The 13,956-nt window shown below is 47.7% G+C and carries 14 protein-coding genes and 1 pseudogene; 9 read left to right on the top strand and 6 right to left on the bottom strand.

Annotated elements, in window-relative coordinates; all coding sequences use genetic code 11:
* The first annotated feature begins 347 nt into the window (after nt 1–347).
* On the top strand, nt 348–566 hold the full coding sequence (locus tag NG795_RS17640; RefSeq protein ID WP_367289948.1) for a hypothetical protein: 219 nt from the start codon (nt 348–350) through the stop codon (nt 564–566).
* Nucleotides 567–660: 94 nt separating this feature from the next.
* Here NG795_RS17640 and NG795_RS17635 read toward each other — a convergent pair whose 3' ends face one another.
* Nucleotides 661–822 (bottom strand): hypothetical protein, encoded by a 162-nt coding sequence (locus tag NG795_RS17635; RefSeq protein WP_367289947.1) that lies wholly within the window; start codon nt 820–822, stop codon nt 661–663.
* Nucleotides 809–1,021, bottom strand: coding sequence for a hypothetical protein (locus tag NG795_RS17630; RefSeq protein WP_367289946.1), 213 nt, complete (start codon nt 1,019–1,021; stop codon nt 809–811). Before NG795_RS17630 ends, NG795_RS17635 begins: the two co-directional genes overlap by 14 nt.
* On the opposite strand from NG795_RS17630, the gene NG795_RS17625 reads away from it, so the two are divergent.
* Nucleotides 1,020–2,861: a sensor histidine kinase gene (locus NG795_RS17625; RefSeq protein ID WP_367289945.1), complete on the top strand. Its 1,842-nt coding sequence runs from the start codon at nt 1,020–1,022 to the stop codon at nt 2,859–2,861. The genes NG795_RS17630 and NG795_RS17625 overlap by 2 nt on opposite strands.
* A 117-nt stretch (nt 2,862–2,978) precedes the next feature.
* Here the strand turns inward: NG795_RS17625 and NG795_RS17620 are convergent, their stop codons facing one another.
* Complete coding sequence (locus tag NG795_RS17620) at nt 2,979–3,206, bottom strand: photosystem II protein, Psb35-related (RefSeq protein ID WP_367289944.1); 228 nt, start codon at nt 3,204–3,206, stop codon at nt 2,979–2,981.
* 298 nt (nt 3,207–3,504) lie between these two features.
* Nucleotides 3,505–3,696, bottom strand: a pseudogene (locus NG795_RS17615) (IS1 family transposase); the annotation flags it as partial.
* Between the two features lie 361 nt (nt 3,697–4,057).
* Here NG795_RS17615 and NG795_RS17610 point away from each other — a divergent pair.
* Nucleotides 4,058–5,461: a sugar porter family MFS transporter gene (locus tag NG795_RS17610; protein ID WP_367289943.1), complete on the top strand. Its 1,404-nt coding sequence runs from the start codon at nt 4,058–4,060 to the stop codon at nt 5,459–5,461.
* Between the two features lie 83 nt (nt 5,462–5,544).
* Here the strand turns inward: NG795_RS17610 and NG795_RS17605 are convergent, their stop codons facing one another.
* On the bottom strand, nt 5,545–6,300 hold the full coding sequence (locus tag NG795_RS17605; RefSeq protein WP_367289942.1) for a gamma-glutamyl-gamma-aminobutyrate hydrolase family protein: 756 nt from the start codon (nt 6,298–6,300) through the stop codon (nt 5,545–5,547).
* A 546-nt stretch (nt 6,301–6,846) separates the two neighbouring features.
* Here NG795_RS17605 and NG795_RS17600 point away from each other — a divergent pair.
* The 6 genes from NG795_RS17600 (at nt 6,847) to NG795_RS17575 (ending at nt 13,145) form a co-directional block, all read left to right on the top strand.
* The gene (locus NG795_RS17600) at nt 6,847–8,079 is read left to right on the top strand and encodes a DUF4336 domain-containing protein (protein WP_436836060.1); all 1,233 of its coding nucleotides are present in this window, start codon (nt 6,847–6,849) and stop codon (nt 8,077–8,079) included.
* A gap of 14 nt (nt 8,080–8,093) precedes the next feature.
* Entirely contained in the window at nt 8,094–8,291 is a 198-nt protein-coding gene (locus tag NG795_RS17595; RefSeq protein ID WP_367289940.1) for a hypothetical protein, read from the top strand.
* A gap of 60 nt (nt 8,292–8,351) precedes the next feature.
* Nucleotides 8,352–9,155, top strand: a complete 804-nt coding sequence (locus tag NG795_RS17590) for a glutathione S-transferase family protein (protein ID WP_367289939.1) — start codon at nt 8,352–8,354, stop codon at nt 9,153–9,155.
* A gap of 298 nt (nt 9,156–9,453) precedes the next feature.
* On the top strand, nt 9,454–11,190 hold the full coding sequence (locus NG795_RS17585) for a helicase HerA domain-containing protein (protein WP_367289938.1): 1,737 nt from the start codon (nt 9,454–9,456) through the stop codon (nt 11,188–11,190).
* 250 nt (nt 11,191–11,440) lie between these two features.
* Nucleotides 11,441–11,800: a DUF2442 domain-containing protein gene (locus NG795_RS17580; RefSeq protein ID WP_367289980.1), complete on the top strand. Its 360-nt coding sequence runs from the start codon at nt 11,441–11,443 to the stop codon at nt 11,798–11,800.
* A gap of 718 nt (nt 11,801–12,518) precedes the next feature.
* Nucleotides 12,519–13,145, top strand: coding sequence for a hypothetical protein (locus NG795_RS17575; RefSeq protein ID WP_367289937.1), 627 nt, complete (start codon nt 12,519–12,521; stop codon nt 13,143–13,145).
* A 120-nt stretch (nt 13,146–13,265) separates the two neighbouring features.
* Here the strand turns inward: NG795_RS17575 and cobO are convergent, their stop codons facing one another.
* Nucleotides 13,266–13,943 (bottom strand): cob(I)yrinic acid a,c-diamide adenosyltransferase, encoded by a 678-nt coding sequence (gene cobO, locus NG795_RS17570; RefSeq protein WP_367289936.1) that lies wholly within the window; start codon nt 13,941–13,943, stop codon nt 13,266–13,268.
* Between the last annotated feature and the right edge of the window lie 13 nt (nt 13,944–13,956).

The following is a 13,956-nucleotide window of genomic DNA, read 5'->3' as shown; positions in this document are numbered from 1 at the left end:
ATGCAGACTGGAACGCCTTGTTAAGGGAATAGCTTGAGTTGTGGTGAAATTTTTTCTGGGTTCAGAACAAAAAATCCGTAAAATTACTGAGGGATTGAGCGACTCGACATCGGGTCCAAGGGATTTGGTAGAATGATCGAGTAATGAAAGTATGAGGCATCGGATTGACTTAAAAGGGCAGCCAATCCGAGAGAATCCAGGGGAATCGGTGAGCATAACTACTCGCGATCGCCCCGAATTCGGGAACATCAAAGCTGACAGGAGCCAAGGTTGATCGTCTGGGGCATCGTTACAGGATGAGATAAATAGGACTAAAAACCGGGTTGGTAGCCCAAAGAAAGTGACTCATGAGTAAAAATTTTGTGAAGCAGCCCGGTTGTCTTCCCCCTAATGATAGATCCGGTTCAAACCGATTATCCTGGGACCGTTTGCTTAGTCAAAACCAGACCGCCCTTTGTTGGGAAAAAACAGCGGTGGCGCTCAAACGCTCATTGAGTGGCGATCGCGCATCTATGCCAATTTTGATTCAGGGACTCTCAATCCACCGCACCCGGATCGCTCCTTGAGGGCATCGGTAGGCGAGCATTTCATAATACCATTGAGTTCTTAATCTACCATCGCTGTGCAAACCCAAACCATAACCTCATGTTCAAAACCGACTTAAGAACAATCGCGCAGGTGAGTGCGATCGCCAAGGCGATCAAGTGGGGTTGTCAATCCGTACCCGCCTCGTCCCAAGACATCTCGCCATCCAGTTTCACGACGGTCCCCAGGACCAACGGCGATCGTCCAATTCTCCGCGATCGGATCAATACTCCCCACCTCGATATACTCCACAGTCAGAAGGTCCAAGCTCGACTCCCCCAGTTTGCAGAAACTGTCGAAATTGATAGAGTTGCTCTGGGTCGATGTCCAGTCGAAATGCCGGAGTTATATCCAAGGCTAAAACATAGGTGAGTGGCATGGTTATCTTTAACAGGAAAAAAGGGCTTTCCCTTGCCAGCAAACTAGCGTTAGCCATGACAACCTTAGCGATCCTCACCGTGGGGAGCGTCACCGGGCTTTTCCTTCGTCGCACACAACAAAACTTTCGCAGCGAACTCGAAAATAAAGCCGAGATTGTCCTGACGACCTTAGCCGTAACCACCGCTCATGCACTCCAGAACCAACAGGCTGACTTTTTAGAAGAAATCCTCGAACAACTCGGCAATGAGCAAATTTTGGTGGTTGGCCGCATCTATGCCACCGATGGACGAATTGTCGCCGATATCTATAGCGATGATATTTGGCACTACAATACCGAACCCGATGCTTTTGGCGTGATTCTGGTTAACAGTAACCAGACCGTTTTTGAATGGGAACGCGATCGCCTGATTGCTGGAAAAGCCGTCATCCGAGAGGAGCAACTCCTAGGGGCCGTCAGTATTGGCCTCTCCACTGCCGAGTTATGGGAAAAAATGGCAGTAGTTCGGAATCAAGGGATCATCGCCGCCTTGAGCGCCTCCCTCGCTGGCACCCTCTTCGCCTTGTTACTGGCGCGTTCCATCACCCGACCTTTACAGGAAATGACCGCCGCCACTGAACGCCTTGCCGAAGGGGACCTGGATCAAACCATCGTGGTGGGCAGCCATGACGAGTTGTTTCTCCTGGCGGAATCCTTTAACAGCATGACCGAGCAACTCAAAACCTCGATCGCCACCCTAGAAGAACGTGCGGAAGCGTTGCATCAAAGTGAATCGAAAAATCGCGCCCTTTTAGAGGCCATTCCAGACTTAATGTTGCAATTTAGTCAAGATGGGACTTTCATGGATTTTAAGGGGGGAAGAGGCGATACCCTCCTACGACCTGCCGGAGACTTATTAACTCAAAATCTCGACAATATTTTACCCCCAGGATTAGCCCGTCTCTATTTAAAATATGTCCAAATTGCCCTGGAAACCGATGAGATCCAGGTGTTTGAATATGATTGGTTTATTAATGAAACCCGCCGTTATTTTGAGGTCCGCATGGTGGTCAGCGGTCATCAACAAGTCTTGGCAATTATTCGGGATATTACAGCGAATAAATTAACTCAATTAGAATTAGAACAGGCCAAGGAAGCCGCTGAAGCGGCGAGTCATGCCAAAAGTATGTTTTTAGCCACCATGAGTCATGAGTTGCGAACCCCTTTGAATGCGATTCTTGGGTATAGTGACCTGTTGCGAGATCAAGCTCAGGAAGATGAATTAGAAGAGTTTGTCTCGGATTTAGAACAAATTCATCAGTCTGGTTTGAATTTGCTGACTATTATTAGTGATATTCTGGATATTTCCAAAATTGAAGCCGGTCATACGAAGCTTTATTTAGAACGGTTTAATATGACAGCACTGATTGCGGAAGTGCAAAGTAATACCCACTTGTCAATTCGGAAAAATAGCAATCAACTAGAGGTTAAATATGGCGATGAACTGGGGACAATGACTGCCGATCGCACCAAGGTTAAGCAGGTGCTGCTCAATCTGCTCAGTAATGCCGCTAAGTTTACCCACAATGGACAAATTACCTTTTCTGTAGACCGGATTGAGGCCGTGACTCCCAGTGGAGACCCAGACCCGAATCCCGATGGAGCAACCTTCGTGTTTACCGTCACGGATACCGGAATTGGCATGACTCCTGAACAAATCAAGAAAATATTTCAGCCGTTTGTCCAAGCCGATGAGAAATATACGCGCAAATATGGGGGGACGGGTTTAGGGTTGGCGATCGGTCAGAATTTCTGTCACATGATGGGGGGCAATATTACCGTAGAAAGTCAACCCGGAGTCGGGTCTAGTTTCACCTGCCGCCTTCCCTCCGTGGTTCACCAACCCGAGGGGTCTTAGAGTTTTGTAGCAGTTTCCCATCAAAAAGGGGAGACACTCCAGTGCCTCCCCTTTTTTATTCCTCATTGAACCCCGCATGATCCACAGAAGCAGGGTCTCATGTTCTATCTTGAACGATTAAGAGGGTAGATTGCTGCTGCTATAGGCATCCACCTCGAATGCGGGGACTCGCTTGCTGTAGTCGATATCAGTTCCGGTAATCGATTCAGCTAGGGTTTCAAAGGACTCAGAACGCCAATTCCGCTCATGGATAGGTTTGGACTGTTCGCCTCGGAAGTACGCTTGAGTCCCTAATAAGGCGACAGCAACCCAACCGACGATAAACAGAGCAATTAGGATAGTCATGGTCAACCTCGTTGTAAACCTTTATGAACTTATGTAAATAAATGTAACAGACTCCTTGACTTTTTGTCAAGGGGTGATAAATTGATGCCCCATTAAGCACTACAAAATGTAGTATATAAGTAAACAGGGAGGGAAAACCTTAGAAATCCGGCGTTGCACATCAGGGAACTCCAAAAAATAAAACCCGCAAAAAGTTCAACGTCCCCCCTTGACGGGGTTTCTTTAAAGATGACTCAGTTCATGAGTCACTACGAACGTTTATATGATTTATTTTTTGGAAATCCCTCAGCGGTATGATTCAATGGGGCAGGAATACAGTCTGATGTTTCAGGTAGTACAGAACCAACTTGATAGAAAATTTTAACAGTTCTGCGGATTTTGAATAACATAAAGTTTTTCTAGGGAGGCGGGCTAAATAATGTCTTAATCGCCTGTTTTCTCCTTCTACCCGACTCATGGATGTCTTGCTAACTATAAAATTATAATGCGGTGAGCTGCGATTTAGATCAACATAAGCCTGGAAAAGTCAAGGGCGGTTTGAAATCTATCTTTTGGTAGAGATTATTCCAAATTCTTAATATTTCAAGGTATTGAGAAATGTTAATAAAAGTTACAGAAACCCAGCCCGATGCTTCTCAAACCGGCTGAGAGGAGATAGAAATGGGAACAGGAATCCCGTCTTCTGTGTTGGGAAAAGGAGAGAGGCCGATCGCCTGAAAAAATTTGCGTTAAAATAACAGCTAGAACGCGATACATCGACAGGTTTAAATACCCTTGTCCCTCTGAGATTGATGATTTTACAACTAAAACAATGAAAAATCGACCTTTTAAATTCATGGAGTCCCTAATAAATGCAAACTGAAAATGCACAACCAATTATTTATGAAGCCAAGACCTCTTATGTTTTGATGCTGGCAACGGTCGCCGCTTTAGGAGGATTTTTGTTTGGCTTTGATACGGCAGTGATTAATGGGGCAGTTGGGGCATTAGGAATCTCATTTCAAGCCAATAGCTTCCAAGTGGGATTAGCCGTTTCTTCGGCGTTACTGGGGTCGGCTGCGGGAGCTTTTTTCGCTGGACAAATTGCCGATCGCTACGGTCGAGTTAAAACCATGCTTGTGGCGGCAGGTTTCTTTTTAATTAGTGCGATCGGTTCGGGGATTGCCGTCTCGATGGCCGATTTTATGATGTGGCGATTAATCGGTGGGGTAGCCGTCGGGACCGCCAGTGTAATTGCTCCGGCTTATATTGCCGAAGTCTCACCGGCACATTTGCGGGGACGACTCGGTTCTCTCCAGCAACTCGCCATTGTTACCGGCATTTTTGTCGCCTTGCTCTCCAACTATGTTATTGCCACTGGAGCCGGTTCTGCCATGTCTCCGCTATGGTTTGGAATACCCGCTTGGCGGTGGATGTTTTGGACTGAAATACCCCCGGCTGTCCTCTACGGACTGGGTGCATTAAGAATTCCCGAATCCCCCCGATATTTAGTCGCGCAAGGGCGAGAAGTGGAAGCGACTCCGATTTTGGCAAAGGCGATCGGAGGGGATGTAGCGGCGAAAATTCGGGAGATTCGAGACAGCGTATTTCAGGACCATAAACCTCGGTTGTCGGATATCTTCGGCAGGCGTGGATTACTTCCCATTGTCTGGATCGGAATCGGGGTCTCGGTTCTACAGCAGTTGGTGGGGATTAACGTCATTTTCTATTACAGCAGTGTGTTATGGCAGGCAGTCGGCTTTTCTGAGGCGGATTCCCTGTGGATTACGGTGATTACCAGTGTCACCAATATTGTCACGACTTTAGTGGCGATCGCCTTTGTGGATAAATTTGGTCGCAAACCCTTACTGATTCTCGGTTCCATTGGCATGATGCTCACCCTTGGAACCCTCGCAACCGTCTTCGGGAACGCGCCGCTGGATGCTGCCGGTAATCCTGCTTTAACCGATAGCGCCGGAACGATCGCACTTTTAGCCGCTAACTTCTACGTCTTTTGCTTCGGCTTCTCGTGGGGTCCCGTCACCTGGGTATTACTCGGAGAAATGTTTAACAATCGAATTCGTGGATCAGCCTTATCTGTGGCTGCTACGGCACAATGGATTGCTAACTTTGGAGTTTCTACAACATTTCCAGTCCTCAAAGATGTCGGATTGGGCTTTGCTTACGGCTTATATACAACGGCTGCGGCAATTTCCCTGTTCTTTGTGCTACTCTTGGTCAAGGAAACCAAGGGTCGAGAATTGGAAGAAATGTAGTAGTCCATGAAGGGAAACCTGTCCTATCAAGTCCGGTTATTTCATCAGAATTCATGCCTCTGGTGTTTTCCGGACTTGAATTTTTAGGCGATCGCATCCTGAATCGGCACCACTTTCCGCGTTCCTGCTGCCTTCACCAACGCCTGAAAAATTCGCTGATGAGAGATATCCTCCGGGGACAATTCGGGATGCCACTGGACGGCGATCGCAAAGGAACAGTGTTGATGTTCCACTGCCTCAATCACATAATCCCCCACCGACTCCGCCACCACCCGCCAACCTGGGGCTAAATTTCTCACCGCTTGATGATGCCAAGACACCACCTCAATCTCAGATTTCCCCACAATTCCACCTAAGCGACTACTGGGCAGAATTCTCACCGGATGTTTTGCTGGATAAAGATGACCCGGTGCCGGGACTAACCGATGTTGCACCTGCATCCCGTACTCATCGGGAACATGAGTCACCAAAGTTCCTCCACAAGCAACGATCGCCACCTCCATGCCGCGACAAATCCCCAAAAACGGCAAATCTTTTTCCAAGCACAACCGCGCTAATGTGAGTTCAAATTCATCCCGTTCTGAGTCAATATTATAAATACAAGGATGAGACGCCCCCTGATAGGCACTTGGGTCAATATCCCCACCCCCGGATAAAATCAACCCATCGATCCGTTCCAAAACTTCAGTCGGATTCGGTTCTCCCGGTGGCAAAAGTACCGGGATTCCACCTGCGGCGCGGACTGCATCAACGTAAGTCGCAGCGAGGGAAAAAGCGCTGACCCCGTTTCTGCCATAAGTGCTAATGCCAATTAGAGGTGCTTTCAGAGATTTAGTCATAACAGGAGAGTAGCAACGTAGGAGGGTATGAAAAAGTCTCCTTTTATCTTCACCGTTTCAAGTAAAAAAGCAGTATAAAAAATTGCAGTTTAATCCAATTGGATAGACAGTCCATTCTGCTCCTCGGGATTCGCTTGCCACAACCAGAAACCCCTTTGGGTTCCTATTTTCAACCCAGGGGTTCTGGATTGACCTTGATAGGAGGGTTGGGGGCGAGAATATCCATCGGGGATAGTTGATCCGTCTATTTTTGTAGTTTACCCAGAAAAAAGCAAGCGATCGCCATCATTCAAAAAAAAATCAAATCGCCTTGACGGGCTTCTTGGAATCGGCCTTAACCGGGCAATTTTAACATTAAAATTGCGATGATATCGCCTTCCCCACTCCGTTGAGGGAGAGATTGTCTGGAGTGTTCGCTATCTTGCTATCGGTGGAGTTTCTCCCTGGGTGCAGCCAGTTTTGCAGCAGGTTTGGTAAACTCAATCATAGGCGATCGCCTTGTTCATCTGGTCCAGTCAACCTCTAGGGATAACAACACTGAAAACATTGGAAAGCGCACCCGATTCAGCACCCCTTAGTCCAAGTCTGCCACCCAAGGACCTATCATGGCCCTTTTGGTTGGCGATGCCTCTGTACCCCTATGGCAGAAGGCGCACCCTCTGTCAAGAAGTGGTCAAAGATACCCTCTGGACTTTTGAGCAGATTCAGGGCATTCTTTATGTCGTGGTTCCCATTCGCATGACGGTAGTCCGGTTGGAACGGGGGGGATTATTGGTCTATGCACCGATCGCCCCAACGCCAGAATGTGTGAGGCAAGTTCAGGCATTAGAGTCTCAACATGGTCCGGTTAAATATATTATCCTACCTACGGTTTCCGGACTAGAACATAAGGTGTTTGTTGGTCCGTTTGCGCGACGTTTTCCCTTGGCGCAAGTGTTTGTAGCGCCGTCTCAATGGAGTTTTCCCCTCAATTTGCCTTTGAGTTGGTTGGGGTTGCCCCAACGACGCACCCAAGTGTTACCCCAGGATAGCAGCAAAGTCCCCTTTGCCGATGAGTTTGATTATGAAATTTTGGGTCCGATTGATTTAGGATTAGGACGATTTGGGGAAGTGGCATTTTTCCATAGAGCATCGCGATCGCTGTTAGTCACAGATTCTGTGCTATCTATCCCCGAAGACCCTCCGGCAGTCGTCGAACTTGACCCCTATCCCCTGCTGTTTCATGCGCGGGATAATGCTGCCGATGTGCGGCAAGATACCCCCGATAATCGTCGTCAAGGATGGCAGCGTATATGTCTGTTTGCCTTTTATTTCCGCCCTAGCACATTAAATACCCTCAAACTCAGACAAGCGTTTCAACTGGCGCGCAACGTCAGCGATCGCTCCAAAAAAGCCTATTTTGGCCTGTTTCCCTTCGACTGGCAACCGGACTGGAAACAATCCTTTGACCTCCTGCGCGGCGATGGACGCCTCTTTGTCGCCCCCATCCTCCAAACCTTGATTCTCAACCGCGCACCCCAGGCTACTCTCACTTGGGCCGATACCGTTGCCCGGTGGCAGTTTGAACGAATTGTCCCCTGTCACTTAGACTCTCCCCTTGCCGTCGGTCCCCGAGAATTTCGGCAGGCGTTTAATTTTTTGGAACAACCGTCAGGGGGGAGTAACGGTAATACTGAAGAGAATTTATCTTTGGGCGATCGCGATTTTGCCACCTTGCGAACCATCGACGAACTGCTCGATCGCTGGCGAATTACACCCCCTCGTTCGGATAGAGTATAAATCTTTTCGTCCTCGTGAGGCGTCCTCACGAGGACACTTCGCCACGGTTGGAACAGAGGGCTGATGAGGGCGATCGCACCGCCAATTTTCCCAGTCCAAATCGCGATGTTCCTGTCATCTACCTCAAGAGAGAGTTCCCTCAACCGCCGAAATTGTTAAGGTTCGATCGCCACGAATCGCCTTCTGCCACCCTGCATCAAAAAACTTCATGAAGAATTGTAAAATTTTTAATACACTTTAGAGGGACAACAAAACAGCCAGAGGACCGTCTCATGCTAGAGTTATATCAATTTGAACTGTCGCAATACAGCGAAAAAGTCAGACTCATCCTGGATTACAAAGGATTAGAGTACCGCAAAGTGGAAGTCACCCCTGGGGTTGGACAGATCGAAGTTTACCAACTTTCCGGGCAATCCCAAGTCCCCATTCTCAAAGATGGGAGTACCGTAATTGCCGATTCCACCAAAATCGCCAAATACTTAGACGAAAAATACCCCGATCGCCCCATTCTTCCCAGCAATCCCCTAGAACGAGGATTGTGCCTGATGATGGAAGAATGGGCGGATGAATCCATTGGCACAAAAAGCCGAGTCGTCCTGTTTCAGGGAATCAGTCAGGATCAAAGTTTCCGCAGTGCGCTGCTGCCGTCGAGTACCCCAGATTTCCTCAAAAATCTGATTGAAGCAGTGCCATCGGACCTCCTCAGAACCCTCGGGTCGGGTCTCGGTGCCTCCCCAGATGCCGTAAAATCCGCTGAAGACGCCATCAAGCAAGATTTAGAAGCCCTCTGCCTGATTTTGCAAGATCGTCCCTATTTAACCGGAAATCAGCCCACCCTGGCGGATTTAGCCGTGGCTGGATTATCCATCCTGCTCAAATTCCCTGCCGGACCCTATCTGGATATTCCCGAAAAATTGCGCGGCAAAGGCGTGATTGGAATTGCGGACAATCCCCTGTATGAACCCTTTTTCACCTGGCGCGATCGCCTCTATGCGGAATTCCGCAAACCCTTACCCTACGCCCCGACTACTCCGATTGGTACAGGTCAAAAACCCACCTCGATTGAGATAGAATAAGCGATAACTCGGGTCAAAAAAGTATGTATGTTTTGAAAGCATACATACTTTTTTTGTGGGTTTCTAGGGGAGCAATTGTAGGGTGGGCACTGCCCACCGACCCGTTGAGGTGGGCAGTGCCCACCCTACAATTGCTTTTTTTGTGGGTTTCTCGGGGAGGCTTCATAAATTCTGTGCTATTTTTTTCTAAAGAATGAACCGTAAAATAACCTTGATGAGACTAAATCATGTAGAATTTTTCATCAAGGTGTTGAAATAGCAGCATTTCCTTTCCCTTTCCCTTTATAAAAATTGCCTTATGAATCCCGATCGCCCATTAGGTTCTGTTATCCAAGGTTCTCTGAGTAAAGGATTAGAAGTCAAATTACATCCCGATGTCTCCGTCGAAGAGATGCGAGTCGGAAAATTTTTAGTCGTCCGAGGTGCGCGATCGCATTTCTTCTGTTTACTCACCGATGTCTGTTTAGGAACCACCAACGACCGCATTTCCATGAATCCTCCCCACCCGGAAGATACCTTCATGCAGGAAGTGCTCGCAGGCAGCAGCACTTATGGAAAAATCGAACTCTCCCCCATGTTGATGCTGACCCCAGAAGCTGATGAAGGGGGATGGAGTCCCAATTCTCTCCTCAAAACCTCAGCCAACAACGGACTCAAAACCAACGGATTAGCCTCTTACCAAGCCAATACCACGGGAGAAATGCAGTTAAGGCCGGTTAAAACCATTCCCAGCCACTTCTCCCAAGTGTACGATGCCAGTGAGAGGGATTTTCGCCTTGTCTTTGGTTGGGAAGATGACCCTCATCGCCGTAACTTTGCGATCGGTCAACCCCTAGATATGGAGGTGCCCGTCTGTATCGACCTCGATCGCTTCGTCGAACGCAGTAACGGCGTTTTTGGCAAATCCGGAACCGGCAAATCCTTCCTCACCCGCCTCCTCCTCTCCGGCATCATCCGCAAACAAGCCGCCGTCAATCTCATCTTTGATATGCACTCGGAATATGGTTGGGAAGCTGCCACGGAAGGCAAAAAATTTAGTACCGTCAAAGGCTTACGGCAACTCTTCCCCAACGAAGTCGAAGTCTACACCCTCGACCCCGAATCCACCCGCAGACGGGGAGTCCGGGATGCTCAAGAATTGTATCTCGCCTATGATCAAATCGAAGTCGAAGATATCCGATTAGTCTCACGGGAGTTAAACCTCTCCGAAGCCAGTATCGAAAATGCGATTATTCTGCGCAATGAATTTGGCACGACTTGGATCACCCAACTCCTAGCCATGAGTAATGAAGACATCCAAATGTTTTGCGATGAAAAGCGCGGCAACAAAGCCTCAATCATGGCATTACAGCGCAAACTTGGACTATTGGATGAACTGAAATATATCCGGAATAGCTGTCCGCAGAATTATGTGAAGCAGATTTTGGACAAACTGAATGCGGGTAAACATTTAGTCATTGAGTTCGGGTCACAATCGAATATGCTCTCTTATATGTTGGTGACCAATGTCCTGAGTAGGCGGATTCATCGGGCTTATGTAGAAAAATCCGAGATATTTTTACAAACCAAAAACCCCAGCGATCGGCCTAGACAGTTAGTCATTACCATCGAAGAAGCGCACCGTTTCCTAGACAGCGCCACCGTTCGCCAAACCATCTTCGGCACGATCGCCCGCGAAATGCGGAAATACTTTGTCACCCTGCTTGTGGTTGATCAACGTCCCTCGGGAATTGATAACGAAGTCATGTCCCAAATCGGTACTCGCATCACCGCTTTACTCAATGATGAAAAAGATATTGATGCCATTTTCACCGGCGTTTCAGGGGGACAAAATCTGAAATCCGTTCTCTCAAAGCTGGATTCTAAACAACAAGCCCTCGTGTTGGGTCATGCGGTTCCCATGCCAGTCGTCGTCCAAACACGGGCTTATGATGCCAAATTCTACCAAGAAGTCGGCGATATGGATTGGGAAGGCATGGAAACCGATTTACTCTTAACCGCTGCGGAATCAGCTAAATTGGATTTAGGGTTTTAGAACCCCGAGGGGCGAAAATTCAAGTCGGGAGTTTCAGAAGTTTTTTCACTGCCAAACATAAACAGCAGTTTTTAGAGGAGTGGTATAAAAATATCAGGACTAAGCCTTGGAAAAAACAGTGGAATTTTGATTTCACAGAAGAAGCCTTAACTGAGGAATTAAAACAATCTGAAAAGGCGGCGATCGCCGATGCAGAAAATGGTCCTTGTGCTGAGAAAGTTTCCTGCAAAGTTGACGAAAATTTAATCAAATTCATCTGACCAATGGCTCAACTTTCTCCTTTCCTCCTGATTTAGCTCAAGGCTTAAGGGGAGCCAACCCCGAGCAACTCAGGGATGTTTGGCTGGATGCTGATGGCTTAAGCGTACATTGGGAAAGCCTGGATGCTGATTTTAGTGTCTTAGGACTATTACAGGGCATTTTTGGAACCCGAAAATGGATGTCTGAATTAGGACGCCAAGGCGGAAAAATATCAACCGAAGCCAAACAGGAAGCATCGCGTAAAAATGGCAAAAAAGGAGGGCGACCTAAAGGTTCTAAATCATCCCCATCTCCTTCATCCTATGGTATTAAACCGAGCGGAAGTAAGGGGGCCAGATTAATTCCTTAGCCCTACAGCATCGCTTTGGTATGGATTAGAAACCGGGTTTCTTGACAAAATTTGTAGCAAATAGCAACAAATTTAGGCCAGAAACCCGGTTTCTTGTCCTATTTATCGAAGTTTAGAAACCGGGTTTGTTAACCCAGATGGTGATAATTAGGAACCAATCTGGGGTAGAAACCGGGTTTCTTGTCCTATTTATTGGTTACATCACTGTACCGCTACACTAGGGGCCAGTTATCCCATAAATGTTGCCCATTACATCGCTGAGGGGATGACCCCTATTGGCAAACGCCCGATCGCCCGAGTCTGTTAAGTTTTGCGATCGCGGGGCTGTAAATTCTGGACTCGTGACTCGATCCGGTCTACACTGATTCTTATAACTTTGCTTCTCACTCCTCAATTTCACCGCTGTATTTACAACCGTCAAACCGGGCATTTTTGTCGTGTTTTGGCAATCCTAACTCAATTAGAACTGTCGAATCAATCGGTTACGGCGATTTCACCCGGTTTAGGATGACTCATCTTCCTAAAGAGGGATAGTCACTCGGCTGCTGCCTGTTTAGTATGGAAATTAAGGCACTTCCGAAGATTGTAAACAATTATAAACCAATTCCGTAATTCAGGAATGCGGTGCTGGATCTACTTAGTAAGAAATATCAATTCTTTCTCTTTTCTCAAAAAAAATCACCGATTTAAAATTTCAGTATTTAGGGGGAAATGTAGGGTGCTTAATAAATTTTTTTGCTCGACTATTTCAGAAACTCAGCAGAACCCATCGACCCAATCCCTAGGGTCTCAATGCCTATCCGTATTGAATATATGGGCTGCTGGAAGCGTATGTACTTTAGTAGCTACAGCTTATTCCCTGTTTGGCGGGGGAAATCTCGCGGCAGTAGCCAATCCGGTAGCGGTGACAGAGCAATCCGGTCCTTCTGCTGCTTGGGTTGCGGATGCGGCAACGGTGACGAGAACCCACAATTTACCAGATGGGGTTTATCTCTATGGTGAATCCTCTGAACCGAACCAACTGGGACGAGCCTATCTCATTTTTGAGGTCCGTTCTACTCAACTGATTGGTGCATTTTATATGCCCAGTTCTTCCTTTGATTGCTTATATGGCACGGTGGAACCGCAACAGTTAGCCCTGACGATTGTGGATACTTACGAGAATACTGAGTATTCTTACGCAGTGGGAATTGAACATTCTCCGATCGCCTCTTCCCAAAATCCCGCCCGAGATAATATCGTGCGCTTAGAAGGATTGCAATCCATCTCTACAGTGAGCGAGAATGATCAGCGGATTTTGAATGTCTGTAAAGAAAATTATCAGGACAAAGTTTGGCCGCAATAATCTCAGGAAAGAAAAAACCCACACCCAATCGGGTGCTGATACAGCACTCTAGCTGTACCGACAGGATCTAAAGTTCCCATCGATGTTTTAACGCCAGATGGGTTATGGGTTATTCTTGGATTAATATTCAATCCCGGGTTGAGCTTTAACCCCTTGTTCCCGGAATGGATGCTTAATCAGAGTCATTTCCGTTACTAAGTCAGCGCATTCAATCAGGGGTGCGGGTGCGCCTCTGCCGGTGAGGATGATATGAGACTCCTCGGGTTTTTGCTCTAAACCGGCGATCACCTCCTCGACAGGCAGATAACCCAGCTTAAGTGCAACATTAATTTCATCAAGCAGGACCAGTTTATAGTCCGGGTTGGTGATAAAACTTAAGGCTTTTTCCCAAGCTTGACGGGCTTTTTGGATGTCCCGATCGCGGTCCTGGGTTTCCCAGGTGAACCCTTCCCCCATTGCGTGGAATTCTAGGCGATCGCTAAAGTGGCTGAAAATTTCCTTTTCCGCAGGTTCCCAAGCGCCCTTGATAAACTGGACGATCGCCACCCGGAATCCATGTCCCAGCGATCGCAACACCATCCCTAACGCCGCCGTGGTTTTTCCCTTGCCATTCCCGGTATTCACAATGATCAATCCCTTCTCAACCGCAGCAAGGGCCACCCGTTGTTCTTGGACCTCCTTGCGCCGCTGCATCTTTTTTTGATACTGACTGTCGCTGAGAGAGGATGAGAGGCGATCGCCTCCAGTCTCTTCCCCAGATAAATTGTCCCCTGCCACTAAATCAGCGTTGGTTTCCATCACTCATTACTCC

The sequence above is a fragment of the Laspinema palackyanum D2c genome, assembly GCF_025370875.1.
Classification (GTDB): Bacteria; Cyanobacteriota; Cyanobacteriia; order Cyanobacteriales; family Laspinemataceae; genus Laspinema; species Laspinema palackyanum.
This window is presented reverse-complemented; position numbering and strand designations above follow the sequence as displayed.

Excerpts from the sequence above, each read along its gene's own strand:
- NG795_RS17640 (WP_367289948.1), top strand. The coding sequence starts at position 348 with ATGAGTAAAAATTTTGTGAAGCAGCCCGGTTGTCTTCCCCCTAATGAT.
- NG795_RS17625 (WP_367289945.1), top strand. The coding sequence starts at position 1,020 with ATGACAACCTTAGCGATCCTCACCGTGGGGAGCGTCACCGGGCTTTTC.
- NG795_RS17630 (WP_367289946.1), bottom strand. The coding sequence starts at position 1,021 with ATGGCTAACGCTAGTTTGCTGGCAAGGGAAAGCCCTTTTTTCCTGTTA.
- NG795_RS17620 (WP_367289944.1), bottom strand. The coding sequence starts at position 3,206 with ATGACTATCCTAATTGCTCTGTTTATCGTCGGTTGGGTTGCTGTCGCC.
- NG795_RS17610 (WP_367289943.1), top strand. The coding sequence starts at position 4,058 with ATGCAAACTGAAAATGCACAACCAATTATTTATGAAGCCAAGACCTCT.
- NG795_RS17605 (WP_367289942.1), bottom strand. The coding sequence starts at position 6,300 with ATGACTAAATCTCTGAAAGCACCTCTAATTGGCATTAGCACTTATGGC.
- NG795_RS17590 (WP_367289939.1), top strand. The coding sequence starts at position 8,352 with ATGCTAGAGTTATATCAATTTGAACTGTCGCAATACAGCGAAAAAGTC.
- NG795_RS17585 (WP_367289938.1), top strand. The coding sequence starts at position 9,454 with ATGAATCCCGATCGCCCATTAGGTTCTGTTATCCAAGGTTCTCTGAGT.
- cobO (WP_367289936.1), bottom strand. The coding sequence starts at position 13,943 with ATGGAAACCAACGCTGATTTAGTGGCAGGGGACAATTTATCTGGGGAA.